Raw genomic sequence first — 18076 nt, forward strand, 5'->3', positions numbered from 1 at the left:
GCTCTCTCCGAATCAGTTTTTCAAACTCTGGATCGGCGCCGGAATCCGGCCGCCGCGCCCGATGAACACAGCAGGAGAACAGGTGTTCACCGGCATCACCGGCGCTTCGCCGAGCAGTCCGCCGAATGAAACCGTATCCCCGACTTTGCAGCCGTATGCGGGGATCAGACGCACCGCCGTGGTCTTGAAATTCACCACGCCGATCGCGATCTCGTCGGCGATGATGCCGGAGATCACCTCCGCCGGCGTATCCCCCGGAATCGCAATCATGTCCAGCCCGACCGAACAGACCGCCGTCATCGCTTCGAGTTTCTCGAGATTCAGCGCGCCGCAGCGCACCGCCTCGATCATCCCCGCATCCTCCGAAACCGGAATGAACGCACCCGAGAGTCCGCCCACATGCGAGGAGGCCATCACCCCCCCTTTCTTCACCGCGTCATTCAACATCGCCAGCGCCGCAGTCGTGCCGTGACAGCCGCACTTCTCAAGCCCCATCGATTCGAGGATGTAGGCGACCGAATCCCCCACCGCCGGTGTCGGAGCGAGCGAAAGATCGACGATTCCGAACGGGACGCCGAGTTTCTCCGATGCCTCGCGCGCCACAAGCTGCCCGACCCGCGTGATCTTGAACGCCGTGCGCTTGATCGTCTCGGCGATCTCAGTCAGGTCACACGCCCCCTTGCGCCGGATCGCGGAGGCAACCACCCCGGGCCCGGAAACTCCCACGTTGATGACCGTCTCCGGTTCGCCGATCCCGTGAAACGCCCCCGCCATGAACGGGTTGTCCTCCGGCACGTTCGCAAAAATAACGAGCTTCGCGCAGCCGATCGAACCGTTCTCTTTCGTGCGTTCCGCCGTCTCGCGGACGATCTGACCCATCTCCGCAACCGCGTCCATGTTGATTCCGGCTTTCGTGCTCGCGACGTTCACCGACGAACAGACCCGCTCCGTCTCGGCAAGCGCCTCCGGAATCGAACTGATCAGCGTCCGGCTGCCATTCGTGAACCCCTTCTGCACCAGCGCACTGTAGCCGCCGATGAAGTTGATCCCGAGCTCGTGCGCGGCACGGTCGAGCGTTTTCGCGATTCCGACCGCTCCGTCGACGTCGAGCCCGCCCGCCATCAGCGCGATCGGAGTCACCGAAACCCGTTTGTTGATGATCGGAATGCCGTACTTCTTCTCAATCTCCTCCCCCGTGCGGACGAGATCGCGGGCACGGCTCATGACCCGGTCGTAAATGCGCACGGCAAGCCGCCTTGGATCGTCGCACTGACAGTCGTAAAGCGAAATCCCCATCGTGATCGTCCGGATATCGAGCTTCTCCTCGCGGATCATGCTGATGGTTTCCAGGATGTCTTTCATCTCAAACATGTTCAGATCCTGTGCATGGAGTTGAAGATGTCCTCGTGCATGGCGTGAATCTCGAGCCCCTCGCGCCGCCCGAGCGCGCTCATCCGGTCGACAAAATCGTTGAACGGAACCGTGAGCGCCTTGATATCCACGATCATGATCATCGTAAAATATTCATTCAAAACGGTCTGCGAGATATCAAGGATGTTCGCACCCGACTCCGCGCACCCCGCGCTGACCTTGGCGATGATGCCGACCGAATCCCGTCCGATGACGGAGACAACTGCTTTCATTTCAATATTTCCTCACATTTATGACAGCATCTGCCATTTATGGCCGATGGGTCAAGAAAAAAACACGTTTCACCGCTGCCCGGCTCACCCCCGCTTCGTTCTGCGGAATTTCAAAATCGAGCCGGAGTTTCCCTGCACCGTGAAGCCCGACACGACCGGCGGTTCACCCCAGACCATCGAATCGAATACCCACTCGGCGGAAGAGGTGATCTCATCCGTGAATGTTGTCGGCGTATTGTTGACCGCAATCACAAGCAGCGTATCCGGATCGACTTCATGCTCGGTGAGCGTGAGCTGAGGATTCGTCCGGAATACCCGCCGCCGCACTCCCGCCTTTTCCGCCGCAGCCGCGTAAAGCCGATAAAGCTCCTGCCCGCCCGGCAGAAATGCGCGCGGCGTCTCCGAGGCGGCCCGTTCGATCGGGGCGGCGAGGAAAAGCACTTTCCCCTCCCCGAACGCCCGGCAGCAGAAGATCGGATCATCATCGCTGTCGACCGCAAGGACTTCCGCGTCGCGGTTCACAAGGTCGATCTGAAACTCGGAACGGCAGCGCAGATGGAAGTCGCGCTCCTCCGAAGAGATCACCGTCTCGGCCACCGCCCGGCTGACGGTCGCAATGTCGATTCCAAAGACCGAATTGAACGGCTCGAGCGACCCGCCGTCGGAAGTGACCAGCAGCGTCGCCCCCTCCTGAACCGCCCTGAGCAGCTCCCGGTAGCGGCGTCCCGGCATCACGCGCGTGTCGCGGATCGACGGCAGGATGTAGAATTTCGCAGGTTTGAGCGCCTGCTCCGAATACTGGAACTCGATGTCGAACCCCGCCTGTTTCGCGAGCAGAAATCCCGCGTACGCCACGCCCCACTGATCCTGATCCTGCGAGAGGATCATCACGGCATCGCGCCGGAACGGGGGGAGTTTACGCAGTCCCGTCCGGTCGAGCATCTCCCCGAATGCCTTCATCACACGCAGCGTCGGCTTCTCCTCCCGGTCGGGCCGCAGAAGTCCGAGTTCGCGCTCCATCGCGACCCAGTCGTAGGGAGCATGTTTAAGCAGGGTCTGGTCATTCGCACACCACCACAGCAAACCACGGCAGTCGTGTGCGAGACTGTTCCAGAGCATGTTGTTCAAATAGGCGGCGGCAACCGTCTCGCTCGAAAACGTCGGTCCGAGGCTGCCCGCCTCCTCGACGAACGCCGGAACGCCGCCGACATCGCCGTAAAGCCGCGTCTCGGCGGCGGCGTGAAACGCATTGCGCATCGTGTTGACCGGATCGGTTGAACAGTGCGGCGTAAACAGCGGATACGGGTGCGTGCAGAGCACATCGGTCACCTCCGCCTGGTCGGAGATCTTCCACGGCCCGCCGTCACAGACGAGCGAGTGCATGCCGGAAACCACCGGGCGCTCCGCGTCCTCACGGCGGATCGCCGCCGTGATCGTGTCGCTCCAGCACCAGGCCTCATCGGCGGAAACCGGGCTGCCCATGCAGTTGCACTCGTTGCCGAGATCCCATGCGGCGATCGCTGGACAATCTTTCAGCGAACGCACGAGATACCGAACCATCCGGACCTGCCATTTGATGGCGGTCGCATCGGTGATCACATTCACCCGCTCGAATGCGGGAGGCACATGCATGCGACCGGACATCCAGCCGGTCACGAGACCGACAATGAGCCGGATGCCGTTCTCAGCGGCAATGCGGCAGAGTTCGCGGAAACGCTCGACCATTTTCTCATCGACGCCGGCGCGTCCGGCGGGGGTGTCAGGCAGCGGCTCCTCCCCGAAGCGCATTTCGACAAAGCACTGCCCGAATCCCGTGAGCGCCTGAATCGGCTGAAAATCCGGCCAGAGCGGAAACACCCGCGCGACCGTCACCCCGTTCCGGGCGAGCTGCCTGAAATCCTCCGCCACGACTTCCGGCCGCCAATCCCGCCACATTGCGGTTCCCGCATGGCTGGCCCAGTAGTTGCATCCAGTGAAAAAACCGGCGCCGGGCGCGAAAATATTCCGAACTCCGTCCATGACGCTCATCCTCCTGATCTCTGATTCATCGGTCAAAATTCGTTTTACTCTAAATATATCTTCTCCCGCGCAGGTTTCAAACCCCGGCTAGTTGAATTTTTCCGGAAAGAGCGGTATCTTATAAGGAAAAACATCGCAGGAAGGACACGCATGACACGCAGTGAATTCAAAGATCTCGCCGCCCGGCACATTCTCCGCCTCGACGGAGCCACCGGGACCGAACTGGCAAAACGCGGGATGCCCGCCGGGGTCTGCCCCGAAGCGTGGATTCTCGACCATCCCGATGCGATCCTCGACGTGCAGCGGAGCTACGCCGCCGCCGGAAGTGATATTGTTTACGCGCCGACTTTCGGAGCCAATCCGCTCAAACTCGCGGAGTTCGGTCTTGAGGAACGCACGGAAGAGCTCAACCGGGAACTCGCGAAACTCTCACGCCGCGCGCTGCCGCCCGACCGGTATGTGTTCGGTGACATTGCTCCGACGGGAAAACTCATCGAACCTTACGGGGAACTCGCGTTCGAGGAGACGGTCGAACTTTACAAACGCCAGATCCGCGCGCTGCTCGCGAGCGAAAGCCTCGACGGGTTTGCGATCGAAACGATGATGGACCTGCAGGAGGCGCGCGCCGCGCTCATCGCGGTTCGGGAACTCTCGGATCTTCCGACGATTGTGACTCTGACGTTCGAGCCGGGCGGACGGACGCTGACCGGAGTTCATCCGGTTTCGGCGCTCGTGACGCTGCAATCCCTCGGCGCGGACGCATTCGGCTGCAACTGTTCGACCGGCCCGGAGGCGATGGCGGAGATCATCCGCGAACTCAAACCCTACGCGGAAATTCCGCTCGTCGCCAAGCCGAATGCCGGAATGCCGCATCTCTTCGACGGCGTGACGAAATTCGACCTCGCACCGAAACCGTTCGCCCAGGCTGCGCTCGCCCTCGTCGACGCCGGCGCGAATCTGATCGGCGGCTGCTGCGGAACTTCCCCGGAACACATCCGGGAACTGAACGCGGCGCTCGGAAACAGCCTGCCGCGCCCGGTCGTTCCGGAGAAGCGCGGCGTCGTCGCCTCGCCCGGCCGCTTCCGCCGCCTCGCGCCGGAGGAGCCGTTCGCGCTCGTAGGGGAGCGGATCAATCCGACCGGCAAGAAAGCGCTTCAGGCTGAACTGCGCAGCGGTTCGCTCGAACTCGTGAAACAGTTTGCGCGCGAACAGAATGAACAGGGCGCGGCGCTGCTCGACGTGAACTTCGGTCTCTCCGGAATCGATGAAGCCGGAATGATGCGCCGCGCAATCGGACAGCTCGTGCTCACGGTCGACACTCCGCTCTGCATCGACTCGACCAATCCGAAAGCGGTGGAGGCGGGGCTGCGGCTCTATCCCGGGCGGGCGCTCTTCAATTCGATCTCGCTGGAGGAGGAGCGGATCCGGGCGATTCTGCCGATCGCCGCGAAGTACGGGGCAATGCTCGTGCTGCTGCCGCTGACCGATCAGGGAATTCCTGCGACGGTCGAGGAGCGGATGCAGGTCCTCGCGAAAATCGCCGGGCATGCGCGAAAATATGGTTACCACTCGGCGGACTTCGTCGCCGATGCGCTCATCATGACCATCTCGGCGAATCCGGAGGCGGCGGCGATTTCGCTCGACTTCATCGAAGCGTGCCGCCGCCGGGCGGAACTTGCGACGATCTGCGGACTCTCGAACGTGAGTTTCGGGCTGCCGTCGCGGGCGGTGGTGAATCAGACGTTTCTCGGGATGGCGATCGGGCGCGGACTCACTTCGGCCATCGCGAATCCGGCTGCACCGGGCATTCTCGACACGATTGCGGCCGCTGACGCGCTCACGGGGCGCGACTCCCGGCTTGAGCGGTACATCAACCGCTTTGCTGCGCTTCCGGCGCAGGGGAATTCACCCGTTCCGGAGTCGAAACCGACGGAACCGCAGACGCTTCCGCTTCCGGAGCGGCTCTACGATGCCGTGCTGCGCGGACGGCGCGGCGAAGCGTTGAAACTCCTCGATGAAGTCATCGCCTCCGGAACGAAACCGGGGGTGATCGTCGATGAGATTCTGATTCCGGCGATCACGGAGGTCGGCAACCGTTTCGAGCGCAAGGAGTATTTCCTGCCGCAGCTCATGCAGAGCGCTTCGGCCATGCAGAAAGCGATGGAGAAGCTCGAACCGCTGCTCGAAGAGGGCGGCGGACGCGGCGACGGCCCCGTATTCGTCCTCGCGACGGTCAAGGGAGACATCCACGACATCGGCAAGAATATCGTCGCGCTGCTGCTCAAAAACCACAACTTCCGGGTCATCGACCTCGGCAAGGACGTTCCGGCGGAGACGATCGTCGAAACCGCGATCCGTGAAAAGGCGAAGCTCATCGGGCTCTCCGCGCTGATGACCACGACCATGCCGCAGATGAAAGTCGTCATCGACCTGGCATGTGAGCGGGGGCTCGACATTCCGGTCCTCGTCGGCGGCGCCGCGGTCGATGAGAACTTCGCAGAATCGATCGGCGCGGTCTACGGCGCGGATGCGATGGCCGCCGTCCGCAATGCGAAGAGGCTGCTCGGCCTTTCACAGTGATTCGAGCGACCACTCGCGCGGGGCGCGCAGGACCGGTCTCTCCCCCTCGAATTCGACGGGCAGCCAGAGATAGCGGCCGTCGATCGCGTTGTCAGGACGCCAGATGTCGGCCATGAAGAGGAAGCGCCCTCCCCCGAGCGGTTCGATCCAGGTGCTCTGCGCCCCGTAAGTCAACTCGCCGCCGTCGTCGACGGCGGGATTCCCGAGTTCGGTCCACGGTCCCTGCAGAGAGTCGGCGACAGCGGAACGGGCCGCGTTCGGCGCCCATCCCGTGCAGCCGGACCCGATGAAATAATACTTTCCGTTGTGTTTGAAGAGCGATGGCGCCTCCATCCAGCGGAACGGGAAGATCCGCCAGAATCGTCCGGTCCGCCCGAGGTAGTCGTCGGTGAGCTCCGCCACATGCGTGGTGCTGTTCCGTTCGGAAGAGTAGATCAGATACGCTCTGCCGTCATCGTCGACAAAGAGCGTCATATCGCGTGAATCCTGCCCGGTCGGAACGCAGGCGCCGAGAATCGATCCGCGCGCAGCTTCCGGATTTTCGCCGCATGAAATACGGTTGAGCTTCGCCGCGCTCGCGGCGATCCGGGCGGGATCGCGCAACTCCGGCGGAGTGTTTTCCGGCCAGAAACCGGGATTGATCTTCGTGATCTCCCGCAGTTGAAACGGCCCCTCGGGGGCGTCGGCCGTGGCGATTCCGATCGAAGCGTCCTGATACGAGGAGTCGCGCTCGAAATGGAAATACATCACAAACTTCCCGGTTCGCGGGCAGAAGAGCACTTTCGGCCGCTCGATGACACAGCCGGGACGCACCGCGGTCGAACCGGAGTTCTTCACGTCGAACGCGATTCCGGCATCGCGCCAGTTGTAATAATCGTCCGAGACGTAAACATGGACGCCGACCCGGGCGAGATTGCCGCGCCGTCCCTCGACTTTATGTTCGCCGTACCAGTAGATTTTTCCGCCGTGCCGGAGCAGACAGCCGCCGTGGGCGTTGATGTGCACGCCATGATCGTCCGGCCAGAGTTCGCCGGGACGGAACGAGTGAAAGTTCGTCATAGTTTCATCCTCATTGAAATGGATTTCTGATTATTGTAACGCCACAGAGTCCCGATTTCCACAGGAAAACAAAAAAAAAGAGATGAAATCGTCGGAAACCGGAGTGCTGTTGTTGAAAAAAAATCCGATGGAGGCTATATTTATTACTTGCAAGAAAACGCGCGGGGCGCTCCCTCCGCGGAGCGCGGCGCTTACGATGGAGACACAACGATGGATTCAGCCGCTTTTGAAGATCTTCTGGTCACCGCAACGACCTCCCCTGACAAGAAAACGCTTGAAAAACTCCTTGCCTTGCTGGCCACTGCCGGTAATCCGATCCCCGCATCCGTAGTGGAAGAGCTCAATCTGCTCTGGGAAGCGTGGGGCAACGACGAACTTGACGACGCACAGGGTGCATTCTGCATCGGACTGGCAGGACTGCCGATGACCGATTCCCCCGTGTTCCGCAAGCTGCTCGCACAGGCGGTGAAAGCCGTCCTGCCGAATTATCTCTCGCGGCCGCCGATCATGAAGGCGCTCGGAGTCCGCGACGAAAACGTCGCATTGAACGATTTCGCAGCCCGGCTGCAGCGGCTGCGCATGCTCAAGAACGGACTGGTTGTCTTTCTGCCGAGCTCGGGTCGCTGGGGCATCGCCGGATCGCTCGACAGCATCGGGTCGCTCGCGATCAACACCTGGGGGGGGACCGGCGGCGGTGCCGCGGTTCCGCTCGACATCGTGCTGCGCGAGGCCGTTCTGCTCACGCCCGGTCCGGAACTCATCAAACTCGTTGACTCCAGCCGCGGCATGGTCTCCTCCGCGGATTTCCGGAACATCATCAAACGCAAGGCGCTCGTTCCGGTCAGTGACGAGGTTGCCCGGCTCATGGCGAAGCACGGATGTGCCCGGAATCTCGACGGGGCGGCGTTTGAAAAATACTGGGCCGACAACGCGGCCGGAGCCGCCGCGCCCGCCACGCGCCGCGCCTGCGACGGCCGCAGTCTCAAGGAGGTCGACCTGCTGCTCTCGGCGGAAGAGAAAGCCGGAGCGGGGAACTTCTCCGACGCCGAAGCGGCCGCGTTCAACCGCTTCTTCTCGAACCTGAAACCGGACACTGCCGCACGCGATTCAAAACTTCTGGCCTCGATCGTCGCGCGCCTCGCTCCGCGCGCCTCGGTCGAACAGCTCAAGGCGATGCTCTCGCCGCTGCCGGGGAAAGCGCTCTTCTGGCCCGCGAGCCCCGCGTCGGCGGATCTCAACTGCCTTGCGGTATGGGGGGAACTTCCGGCGAAAGAGCTCGAACAGCTCGCCCGGATCACGGCGGCGATTTTTCCGGAGGAGTACCTCGCGGAGTGCGCGATGCGCGTTCCGCTCAAGTCGTTGAATGCCATCTGTGCGAACGTCGCAGACGAGGTGCTCTACGATCTCTTCATCGAACAGAAAGCCTGTACGTCGGACTTCCTGCTCTGGATCTGGAAAAACCGCAAAAAACGCGAAAGCGCGGAGCTGCTGCAGCTTCTGAACGTCGACAACGTCTCCCGCGCGCTCTCGCAGGACAATCTGCCGAAAGCGTGGGGCGCGGCGCTGCGCGAACTCCGGACGCTGCTCCTGAACAACGCCGATTTCCAGAAACAGCTGATTCACGCAGCGGGAGACGACGTTTCGATGTTCGCCGCCGCATTGCAGGGGGCGCTCTTCCTGAGCTCCGGTGAACGGCAGAGCCTGATGGTCAAGCTCTCGCGGGTCTCTCCGGAACTGCGCAGCTATCTCGAGGAGGGAGCGGGCCAGCGGATTCTGAAAGCGGGCATCGGCAAAATCGACACCGACGCCCCCGCCGGAAACGAGCCGAACTACACGAGCGTGAAATCGCACAAACGACTCATGCAGGAACTCGACGACATCATCAACATTCATATTCCGGAGAACCGCGAGGCGCTCAAGGCCGCGCGCGCTCACGGCGACTTCCGCGAGAACTCCGAGTTCGACGCCGCCAAGGAACGGCGCAACTTCCTCGGACGCCGCCGCTCGGAGCTCGAGCGCGAACTCAGCCGCATCCAGCCCGTGAACATGCGTTCGGTCCGGGTGGAAGACACTGCGGTGATCGGCTCCGAGATCGAACTCAAATACGAGGACGGCGAAGTTGAAGTCTATCAGCTTCTCGGCGCCTGGGACGGCGATCCGGAACGGAAGTTCCTCGCCTATCGCACCCGGCTCGGACAGGCCGTGCTGAACAGCAAGGTCGGCGACACGATCGACGCGCCCGGCGGACGCAAATGCGTTCTCGCTGCGGTTCGGCCGCTCTCCGAAGCGATCATCGCGGAGCTGGATGCTTGAAACTCCGGACGCTCCGGTCGATCTATTTTCCGCTGACCGTTCCGCATCCGGGACGGTTGCGGAGATGGGTTCGTTCAATCGGCTACAACCGGGTCCGTGTCGTTGCGGGAGGAGAAGTCACGGCGGTGCTCTACACGCTGCCCGCCGCCTCCCCGGCGATCGCCGGGCGCCGGATCGCATTTGCGACCGATTTCCACTACGGAGGCAGTGCGCGCGACCGGCATCTGGCGACACTGGCCGCGGAACGGGTCCGGGAATTTCGTCCGGACGTGCTCTGCCTGGGGGGAGACCTCTCCACCGATGCCATCGAACTTGACGCGCTGCCGGAACTGCTTGAAAAATTCCGCGACATCGCTCCGCTCCGGCTCGCGATTCCGGGGAACTGGGAACGCGGTAAAAGCTGGTTGAAAGCGGAGTTCTGGGAATCACTTTACGAAGCGGCGGGAATTCGTTATCTCTGCAACGCCGGAGTCGAATATGAGGGATTTTACTTCTACGGCTGCGACGAGCTCGCGAACGGCTCTCCACATCTTCCCGAGCGGTGGCCGTCGGGACTGTTCCCGGTTCTCCTGGTTCACCGTCCCGACACGGCGATTGCGCTGGACACGCTGCATGCGCTCGATCCGGTCGGGCTGATACTCTGCGGGCACACGCATGGTGGTCAGGTTCGTCTCCCCCTGATCGGACCGCTTTACGCCTCGAGCCGGTACGGCTGCCGACTTGCTTACGGGCTCTATCAGCGACGCAACGGAACCACCCGAATGATCGTCAGCTCCGGAATCGGGGACTGCTCTTTTCCTCTGCGGATCGGCTGCCGGCGGGAGGTCGTTCTCATCGAATTCGCCTGATTCGCCGGAAACCGTTCCTTGAAAAAAGGGATGGAACATGGTATATTAAGGAGAAAGCGGAAGCGGGGATCCGTCAATTCCGCTTCGCGTTGATTCGTTTTTGAAGCGAGCCACCATTCACACTGGAGATATCATCATGCGTAAAGTTTTGATTCCGACCAAACTGGACAAATTCGCGGCGACCATGCTGTCCGACCGCGGCTATCAAGTGGTGCTCGACGCCGCCACACCGCTCGATGAACTGGTCAAGGCGAATTCCGACGCGGAGGTGCTGATCGTCCGCAGCGAAAAGATCACACCGGAAATCATCGATCTGCTGCCGAATCTGAAACTTATCGTCCGCGCCGGAGCGGGTTACAATACGATCGACATCAAATATGCCCGCAAACACGACATCGATGTGATGAACACTCCCGGCGCGAATTCAAATGCCGTTGCCGAAGAGGTGATCGCCATGATGCTGGCGGTCTGCCGCCACGTCGTCGCCGGCGACATCTCGACCCGCAGGGGCGACTGGGAGAAGAGCAAGTTCATGGGCCGCGAACTGACCGGAAAAACCATCGGCATTCTCGGGCTCGGCCATATCGGGCAGCTGCTCGTGAAACGGCTCGCCGGATTCGAGATGAAAGTGCTCGGCTACGATCCGATGCTCTCACCCGCACTCGCGGATAAACTCGGGGTTGAACTGACCACCGTCGAACACATTTTCGAGGAGTCGGACTTCATTTCGCTGCACATCCCGGAGAATGATGAAACGCGCGGCATGATCAATCGCCGTCTGCTCGAACTCATGAAGCCGGGCGCGATGCTGCTGAACTGCGCCCGCGCCGGAATTCTCAATGAGGCGGATCTGCGTGCGGTCAAGGCCGAGAAGAAGATCTACTTCTGCAACGACGTCTATCCGAAAGATGTCGCCGGCGAGAAGCCGATTGCGGATATCTGCGACCTCATGCTGCCGCACCTCGGAGCGAACACGTTCGAGGCGAACTTCGTCGCGGCCAAGCGGGCAGCCGAGCAGACGATCGCCTACTTCGAGCAGGGGATCACGAACTGCGTGGTCAACAAGGCCCTGCCGGACGGGCTCGACGCCAAGTATCAGAAGCTCGCCTACGTGCTGACCAGTTTGACGAATGCCTATCTCGGCAAGGAGAATCCGACCCGGGTCGAAACCAGCTTCTACGGCGACCTTGCGAAGTACGCGAAGTGGATGACGCCGCCGATCGCGGCCGGAATCGCGGCGGAATTCGCGCCGGACACGACCCCCTCGGATGCGGAGCACTACCTCTCCGATGCGGGGATCGAGCTTGTGAACCGTGAAGTCGACAACAACAAGCACTACGGCGAAGCGATGACCATCGACCTCTTTGTCGGCGGCAATCTGATTTACAAGGCGGGAGCGCGCGGCACGATCACGGAGAACAATCTCATGATCTCGCGTCTGAATGATTTCGACCAGCTCTATCTCGAGCCGACGGGTCATCATCTCTTCGTCGAATACAAGGACGAACCGGGCGTGATCGGCCGGATCGCCGGAATCCTCGGAGAAAAGAACATCAACATCGTCGACATCCGCGCGCCGCAGGATCTGAAGTCCGGGCTTTCGCTCACGGTGGTCAAGACGAACGTCGAGGTTCCCGAGATGCTCGTCGAGAAGATCCGTGAAGCGGTGAACGCGAGCAAGGCGTTCCAGTTCACCTATCTGCCGTAAGCGCGACTATCGGCTCAACCGCCGCCCGGGAGAGAGCCCGGGCGGCAGAACAGGGAACATCGGGCCAATGAATCTGCACAACGAGCTCCTGAACCGGGTCAAACGGACCTGGGAACTGATCCGTCCAACGGCGCCGGTTCATCGTCCGCCGCGCAACGCGGACCAGCTCATCAAACTGAATCTGCCGCCGTTGCTCGGGCGGCGGGATGCGGCGTATGACCACGCGAGCCGGCTGATTGAGGATCAGGAGCTCTTTGCCCACGATGAAATCTGGCGGCAGAAACATTACGAAACGATTTCCGGCCTGTTGGAAATTGCGGCGGATGACACGAATTCGATTCTGCTGACGCTTTCGAGTCCCGACACGGCGCTGCGGGAGAGAGGGATCCGGGATCTGATCGAGCTGCTGCAGGATCTGGTACGCGGGCTGGGAAATTTCACCAGATTGAGCAATGCGGTTCTCGACGCGGAGAATCCGACATTGAAACACTTCGGGATTCGGTATACGGACACGGAACGTCTGCGCGGGGAGCAGGTTTTGAGTGAGGTGGAAATCTCGACGGTCAATCAGTTGCGGATCTTCTGCACGCATGCGCTGCCGAAGATCCGGCGTTACCGGGAATACACGGCGAAAAGCTTCAGCAAGCCCTACGCTTCGCGTTATCATAAAGCGTACGAAGCCTATTCCGAAATCTTCAGTGAAGCGGTCAAGGCCCGGTGATCCGCAGTTCCGCAGCGTCTCCGGAAAGATCCGGTCCGCCGGAACGGAATGCTTAACGAATTTCATACAAATACGGATTGCATGAACATCTTCGATAAAATTCTGCAGGACGAAATCTTCCTGCAGGATCCGCCGGTTCTGGTCGATATCGGGGCCGCCACCCGGCTGTGCGGGAAATGGAGCGTGATCGGGAAATACAGTGTCTGCATTGCATTCGACCCGGATCTGCGGCAGATGGATTATATTGAAAAGGAGGATTCCCGTTTTCGCCGCCTCTGTTTTTTTCCGCAACTCGTTCATGACAGCATCAACGGGGAAGTGGATTTTTATCTGACCGCGTCACCGGAGTGTTCGAGCTGCCTTGAGCCGGATACGGAACGACTCCGGAACTGGAATATCGCCCCGTTCTTCCAGGTGACGGAGAGGCGGCGCATGAAGTCGGTGACTCTGCCCGAAGTCATGAGACGGCTCAATCTCGCCCGCATCGACGCACTCAAAAGCGACTCACAGGGGATGGATCTGCGGCTGCTGGCCTCCCTGGACGAAACTGTCCGGCAGAATATTCTGGCGCTGGAGGTGGAGCCGGGCCTGATCGATGCCTACAAAGGAGAGGACAAATTCTGGATGCTGCTCGAGTACATGGGGAAAACGGGGGGCTTCCGGATGAGCGATTGCCGGGTGGAGCAGCTGCGCTATCTGCCGGCGGCCGTTCGAGACCGCTATTTTACGGGGATTCGGGGACGGCTGGTCAATACGCTTCTGCCCGGATCGCCCGGGTGGTGCGAAACGGCCTTTCTGAACGACTACAGCAAAATCGAACTGACGGAGCGGAACTGCCGTCTCGGCTGGATCATGGCGATGATCGACCGCCAGTACGGATTTGCGCTTGAGCTCGCCGGGCGGGGAGAAGAACGCTTCGGGAAACCGATTTACCGCGAACTCGCAGCCTGTACGCTTAAAAAAATGCCGTTCTGGAGACCGGTGCTGCGGAAATGCTGCCGGAAATTCCTGAAATTCTGACCGAAATCGTTTCCCCTCTCATGGCCGGAACAGATTGTGATGTTTCAGGCCGGAAAGAATCGCGCGGGAAATCGAAAAACCGGTGCGGTTCGCCTGAGTGCTCAAGGCGAACCGCTCCCCGGGGAAACGCCGGGAAAGATCCATTCTGGCTTCCCGGAACGCTCGCGCATAAGTCCCATACAGATAATGCAGCAGCGCTTTCGGCATCCGGTAACCGTAACTGCCGAGGTTGTGGCTTGCCAGTTGCGAGGTCAGAAACCGGAAACCCTGATAGTGATAACAAATGAGTTCTGATCCGGCCGGATTCCACGAGTGATCCGGACTCTGCTCCCAGTGGATCGTCATCCAGTTCCACGGGGCGACATCGATGCCGGGATGGGCGGCGATCGCGAGAGAATCGGTCTTTTCCGGCCAGAAGTCGAGATATTTCTGATCGGCAAAACGTCCGGGCTCAACCCGGTCGCAGCACCACTCGATACAGCGTTCCCTCCACCATTCGAGAATCTTCCGGCATTCAGAGTCGCGCCGGTAAATCTGAAACGCGACATTGTACACCCCGAACTGCTCCCGGAATTTCAGCGAGGGAGGGAAGCGATGCGGACAAATGAGCAGCGACTTCCCCTCGAATTCACGGTAAACCGGAGCTGGATCATGAAAAAAGAATAAATCTGAATCCAGATAATTCAGCACCTGAATTTCCGGATGGCGATGGAACAGATAAAGCGGAAGAACCGGACTCAACGTGAAGATATACTCCACCCGGGAGCGGTTGTCGCGACACCGGGCAAACTCCGGATCAAACGCCTCGATATCCGCGAGCCGGATCGGAATCAGCCGCGAATCCCCCGCCATGGCAAGCAGCCGATACGCCTCGTCGTCCAGCGCGGCGACATAGAGAGAAAAATCAGGTACATGTTTGCACAATGATTGAAAAAGCGTATATCCGCACACCAGATAATTCCGGTCGAAACAGGTGCAGAATGAATATTTCACGATCAGATCTCACATTCTTACCGAAAACAGCCCGACACGCGAATAGTATACCATTGAAACCACGGAATTGCAACTGTACATCAAACAACGTTTACGGAAATCCAGACCTCGAGACAGCGTATTTCGCCCTCCCCTCCTTGAAATCGGGATTTGGAAATTATTCATCATCCATGATTTGCTTTTCCATGAAAACAAGGTATATTATTCTAATTGTACGCGGGAGAGGAGTGTCTCCGGCATCGGCTTGATTTTGTGGAATTCGGTCGTTATCAGCATCCGGGATCCGTTCCGGGGGTTGATACCGGGATTCCGCGAGTCGAAAGGCCCATGGCCGGACGCGACCGGAGCACGCCTTTCCTCCCCAAAACAGCCCAACAGGAGAAAAGGAAATCTATCATGGCTGAAGAAAAAATCGTTTTCAAGTTCGACGGCGAACGGGAGATGGAAATCTCCACCGGCAAAGTTGCCCGCCTCGCCAACGGTTCCTGCCTCGTCCGCCTCGGCGACACCATCGTCCTCGCCGCGGCCTGCTCCGGCGCCCCGCGCGAAGGGACCGACTTCTTCCCGCTTCAGGTCGACTACCGGGAAAAATATTCCGCGGCAGGCAAGTTCCCCGGCGGCTACATCAAACGCGAAGGCCGCCCCTCCACCAAGGAGATCCTCACCTGCCGCATGATCGACCGCCCCATCCGTCCGCTCTTCCCCGAAGGGTTCTTCGATGAGGTGCAGATCTCATGTGTGCTGCTCTCCGCCGACGGCGTGAATGAGCCCGACGTGCTCGCGATGGTCGGCGCTTCCGCATCTCTGATGCTCTCGGATCTCCCGTTCGACGGCCCGATCGGCGCGGTCCGCGTCGGCCTCGTCGACGGTAAATTCGTCGTCAATCCGACCCGCGCCGAGATGGAGAAGAGCAAACTCGAACTCATCTATGCCGGCCGCCCCGATCAGGTCATCATGATCGAGGGAGAAGCCGAGTTCGTCTCCGAAGCGCAGATGCGCGAAGCGATGTATCTCGCCAATGAGGCGGTCAAGAAGCAGTGCGACGCCCAGATCGAGCTCGCCAAACGCGCCGGACGCACGAAGAAAGATTACAAACTCTACCTCGTTCCCGAAGCGCTCGCGGATGCCATGCAGAAGTTCTGCTCCGACCGCATCGAGGGAGTCTGCACGATCCCGGGCAAGGAGGACCGCATGGTCGCGATGGATACGCTGCGTTCCGAAGTCCGCGAGGCGCTGCGCGAACAGTTCGCCGACATGAGCGACGCCGAATACGGCTTCATGACCGCGATCGCGTTTGACAACCTCGTCCGCGAGACGACCCGCAACGTGATTCTGGAAAAGCAGTTCCGCCCGGATGGCCGTTCGATCACCGAAATCCGCCCGCTCTCCGCTGAAGTCAGCGTCCTGCCGGTGGTTCACGGCAGCGCGCTCTTCTCGCGCGGCGAAACGCAGGCGCTCGTTCTCGCAACTCTCGGCAACGAGAAAGACGCGCAGGAGACCGACGACCTCACGAGCGAAACCGGAGTCACGAAGAAGCGGTTTTATCTGCACTACAACTTCCCGAACTTCAGCGTCGGCGAAGTCGGCCGCATCACCGGCCCCGGCCGCCGCGAAATCGGGCATGGCAACCTCGCGGAACGTTCCGTCTCCAAGGTGGTTCCGAAAGATTTCCCCTACGTGGTCCGCTGCGTTTCGGAGATCATGAGCTCGAACGGTTCGACTTCGATGGCGTCGGTCTGCGGCGCAACGCTCGCTCTCATGGACGCGGGCGTTCCGATCTCCGCGCCGGTGGCCGGCATCAGCTGCGGACTTGTAACGGGCAAGGACGGCAAGCGGCTTCTGCTCACCGACATCATCGGCGCGGAAGACCACTTCGGCGATATGGACTTCAAGGTGTGCGGAACCCGTGACGGCATCACCGGATTTCAGCTCGATTTGAAGCTGCCGGGCATTCCGATCGATCTGCTCTGCGAGGGAATGGAGCGCAACCGCATTGCGCGTATGAAGATCCTCGACGTGATGGAGGCGTGCATCGCCGCTCCGCGTCCGGACATCTCGCCGCGCGCTCCGCGCCTCGAAGTGGTCAAGATCAATCCGGACAAAATCGGCGCTCTCATCGGCCCCGGCGGCAAGAACATCCGCGCGATCACCGAGGAGACCGGAACCTCCATCGACATCGAGGAGGACGGCACCGTCAAGATCATGGCTCCGGACAAGGAGCATCTCGAGGCGGCGAAACTGCGCGTCTCGGCCTGCACCGCCGAACCGGAAATCGGCAAGATCTATCGCGGCAAAGTCGTCTCCATCCGCGACTTCGGCGCATTTGTGGAGATTCTTCCGGGCGTGGAGGGGCTGCTGCACATCTCCGCGCTGGCCGACTACCGCGTCAACAAGGTGACGGATATCTGCAACGAGGGCGATTACGTCTCGGTCAAAGTGCTCGACATCGATCCGGCCAACGGCAAGATCAGCTTGTCGCGCAAGGCGGCGCTCAAGGAGATGGGCGAATAATCGCACCGATCCGATCTCAAGAAAGGCAGAACGCCGCGGCCTCTTTCGGAAGCCGCGGCGTTTTTTTGCGGAGAGATTCACTGCAATCGCAGGGAAATCTCGCGGAACACCTCCCGCGCCCGGATGAGATCATCGGGTCCGGGATGTTCCGCAGCCTGCCCCCAGCGGGCGTCTCCAGCGGAGATGCGCGGACCGCCGACGACCATCTGTCGCATCCATTTGATGTTCGCCGGGTCGATTTTTCCCTGGCAGATGAAGTGGCCGACGATCTCATTGCCCGCGAACATCGTTTCCGCGTTCCGCAGGCACTCCTGCGCATGCTCGGAGTCGGGATTCGCGCCGAGCGTGAAAAAGAGCACGACTTTCTTCCCTTTCAATCTCCGGATGTATTTCTGAATCTCATGATTCGGGTGGCCCTTATCGATCCAGAAACCGACCGCGACGAGATCGAACTCGTGATAGTCCGGCGCTTCGGCGATCAGAGCAAGAACCGTATCGCGTCCAAACGCCTCGGCCGCGACTTCCGCAATCGCTTTCGTGTTTCCGGTTTTCGATGAATAGACAACCAGCGCCCGCATGTTTTTCTCCTTCCTCTTCCGCTCCGGGACCTGTCCCCGCTCGTACAGGGCAATATAAATCAGGAAATCCTAATTTTCAAGAA

At 60.4% G+C, this 18076-nt stretch carries 13 protein-coding genes; 7 read left to right on the forward strand and 6 right to left on the reverse strand.

What is annotated here, in order from left to right; all coding sequences use genetic code 11:
• Nucleotides 1-12 precede the first annotated feature (12 nt).
• The 3 genes from Q0J85_RS05950 to Q0J85_RS05960 all read right to left on the reverse strand — a co-directional run bounded on the left by Q0J85_RS05950 (nt 13) and on the right by Q0J85_RS05960 (nt 3662).
• Entirely contained in the window at nt 13-1371 is a 1359-nt protein-coding gene (locus tag Q0J85_RS05950; RefSeq protein WP_294479135.1) for a PFL family protein, read from the reverse strand.
• Between the two features lie 2 nt (nt 1372-1373).
• Nucleotides 1374-1643, reverse strand: coding sequence for an ACT domain-containing protein (locus Q0J85_RS05955; protein ID WP_294479136.1), 270 nt, complete (start codon nt 1641-1643; stop codon nt 1374-1376).
• 84 nt (nt 1644-1727) lie between these two features.
• A complete protein-coding gene (locus Q0J85_RS05960) occupies nt 1728-3662 on the reverse strand; it encodes a hypothetical protein (protein WP_294479138.1) in 1935 nt (644 codons plus the stop codon).
• Between the two features lie 150 nt (nt 3663-3812).
• Between Q0J85_RS05960 and Q0J85_RS05965 the strand changes: the two genes are divergently transcribed.
• On the forward strand, nt 3813-6242 hold the full coding sequence (locus tag Q0J85_RS05965) for a homocysteine S-methyltransferase family protein (protein WP_294479140.1): 2430 nt from the start codon (nt 3813-3815) through the stop codon (nt 6240-6242).
• Here Q0J85_RS05965 and Q0J85_RS05970 read toward each other — a convergent pair.
• Nucleotides 6234-7301, reverse strand: a complete 1068-nt coding sequence (locus tag Q0J85_RS05970; RefSeq protein WP_294479142.1) for a glycoside hydrolase family 43 protein — start codon at nt 7299-7301, stop codon at nt 6234-6236. The two genes, Q0J85_RS05965 and Q0J85_RS05970, sit on opposite strands and share 9 nt — an antisense overlap.
• Before the next feature lie 210 nt (nt 7302-7511).
• On the opposite strand from Q0J85_RS05970, the gene Q0J85_RS05975 reads away from it, so the two are divergent.
• The 5 genes from Q0J85_RS05975 to Q0J85_RS05995 all read left to right on the forward strand — a co-directional run bounded on the left by Q0J85_RS05975 (nt 7512) and on the right by Q0J85_RS05995 (nt 13911).
• Nucleotides 7512-9614 carry a GreA/GreB family elongation factor gene (locus Q0J85_RS05975; RefSeq protein WP_294479144.1) on the forward strand — a complete coding sequence of 701 codons (2103 nt, stop codon included), beginning with the start codon at nt 7512-7514 and terminating at the stop codon, nt 9612-9614.
• Nucleotides 9611-10462, forward strand: coding sequence for a metallophosphoesterase (locus Q0J85_RS05980; RefSeq protein ID WP_294479145.1), 852 nt, complete (start codon nt 9611-9613; stop codon nt 10460-10462). The genes Q0J85_RS05975 and Q0J85_RS05980 overlap by 4 nt, the downstream gene beginning before the upstream one ends.
• Before the next feature lie 136 nt (nt 10463-10598).
• Nucleotides 10599-12170 carry a 3-phosphoglycerate dehydrogenase family protein gene (locus Q0J85_RS05985; RefSeq protein WP_294479147.1) on the forward strand — a complete coding sequence of 524 codons (1572 nt, stop codon included), beginning with the start codon at nt 10599-10601 and terminating at the stop codon, nt 12168-12170.
• 67 nt (nt 12171-12237) lie between these two features.
• Nucleotides 12238-12891, forward strand: coding sequence for a hypothetical protein (locus Q0J85_RS05990; RefSeq protein WP_294479149.1), 654 nt, complete (start codon nt 12238-12240; stop codon nt 12889-12891).
• Nucleotides 12892-12972: 81 nt separating this feature from the next.
• On the forward strand, nt 12973-13911 hold the full coding sequence (locus Q0J85_RS05995; protein WP_294479151.1) for a hypothetical protein: 939 nt from the start codon (nt 12973-12975) through the stop codon (nt 13909-13911).
• 18 nt (nt 13912-13929) lie between these two features.
• On the opposite strand, the gene Q0J85_RS06000 is transcribed toward Q0J85_RS05995, so the two are convergent.
• A complete protein-coding gene (locus tag Q0J85_RS06000) occupies nt 13930-14904 on the reverse strand; it encodes a hypothetical protein (RefSeq protein ID WP_294479153.1) in 975 nt (324 codons plus the stop codon).
• A 396-nt stretch (nt 14905-15300) separates the two neighbouring features.
• On the opposite strand from Q0J85_RS06000, the gene Q0J85_RS06005 reads away from it, so the two are divergent.
• A complete protein-coding gene (locus Q0J85_RS06005; protein ID WP_294479155.1) occupies nt 15301-17415 on the forward strand; it encodes a polyribonucleotide nucleotidyltransferase in 2115 nt (704 codons plus the stop codon).
• A 77-nt stretch (nt 17416-17492) separates the two neighbouring features.
• Here Q0J85_RS06005 and Q0J85_RS06010 read toward each other — a convergent pair whose 3' ends face one another.
• Nucleotides 17493-17993 carry a flavodoxin family protein gene (locus Q0J85_RS06010; protein ID WP_294479158.1) on the reverse strand — a complete coding sequence of 167 codons (501 nt, stop codon included), beginning with the start codon at nt 17991-17993 and terminating at the stop codon, nt 17493-17495.
• Nucleotides 17994-18076: the final 83 nt, after the last annotated feature.

It is taken from the genome of uncultured Victivallis sp. (assembly GCA_944389935.1).
Lineage (GTDB): Bacteria > Verrucomicrobiota > Lentisphaeria > Victivallales > Victivallaceae > Victivallis.

Bases quoted from the DNA above. Each gene is read 5' to 3' on its own strand.
- Q0J85_RS05950 (WP_294479135.1), bottom strand. From the start codon at position 1,371: ATGTTTGAGATGAAAGACATCCTGGAAACCATCAGCATGATCCGCGAG.
- Q0J85_RS05955 (WP_294479136.1), bottom strand. From the start codon at position 1,643: ATGAAAGCAGTTGTCTCCGTCATCGGACGGGATTCGGTCGGCATCATC.
- Q0J85_RS05960 (WP_294479138.1), bottom strand. From the start codon at position 3,662: ATGGACGGAGTTCGGAATATTTTCGCGCCCGGCGCCGGTTTTTTCACT.
- Q0J85_RS05965 (WP_294479140.1), top strand. From the start codon at position 3,813: ATGACACGCAGTGAATTCAAAGATCTCGCCGCCCGGCACATTCTCCGC.
- Q0J85_RS05970 (WP_294479142.1), bottom strand. From the start codon at position 7,301: ATGACGAACTTTCACTCGTTCCGTCCCGGCGAACTCTGGCCGGACGAT.
- Q0J85_RS05975 (WP_294479144.1), top strand. From the start codon at position 7,512: ATGGATTCAGCCGCTTTTGAAGATCTTCTGGTCACCGCAACGACCTCC.
- Q0J85_RS05985 (WP_294479147.1), top strand. From the start codon at position 10,599: ATGCGTAAAGTTTTGATTCCGACCAAACTGGACAAATTCGCGGCGACC.
- Q0J85_RS05990 (WP_294479149.1), top strand. From the start codon at position 12,238: ATGAATCTGCACAACGAGCTCCTGAACCGGGTCAAACGGACCTGGGAA.
- Q0J85_RS05995 (WP_294479151.1), top strand. From the start codon at position 12,973: ATGAACATCTTCGATAAAATTCTGCAGGACGAAATCTTCCTGCAGGAT.
- Q0J85_RS06005 (WP_294479155.1), top strand. From the start codon at position 15,301: ATGGCTGAAGAAAAAATCGTTTTCAAGTTCGACGGCGAACGGGAGATG.
- Q0J85_RS06010 (WP_294479158.1), bottom strand. From the start codon at position 17,993: ATGCGGGCGCTGGTTGTCTATTCATCGAAAACCGGAAACACGAAAGCG.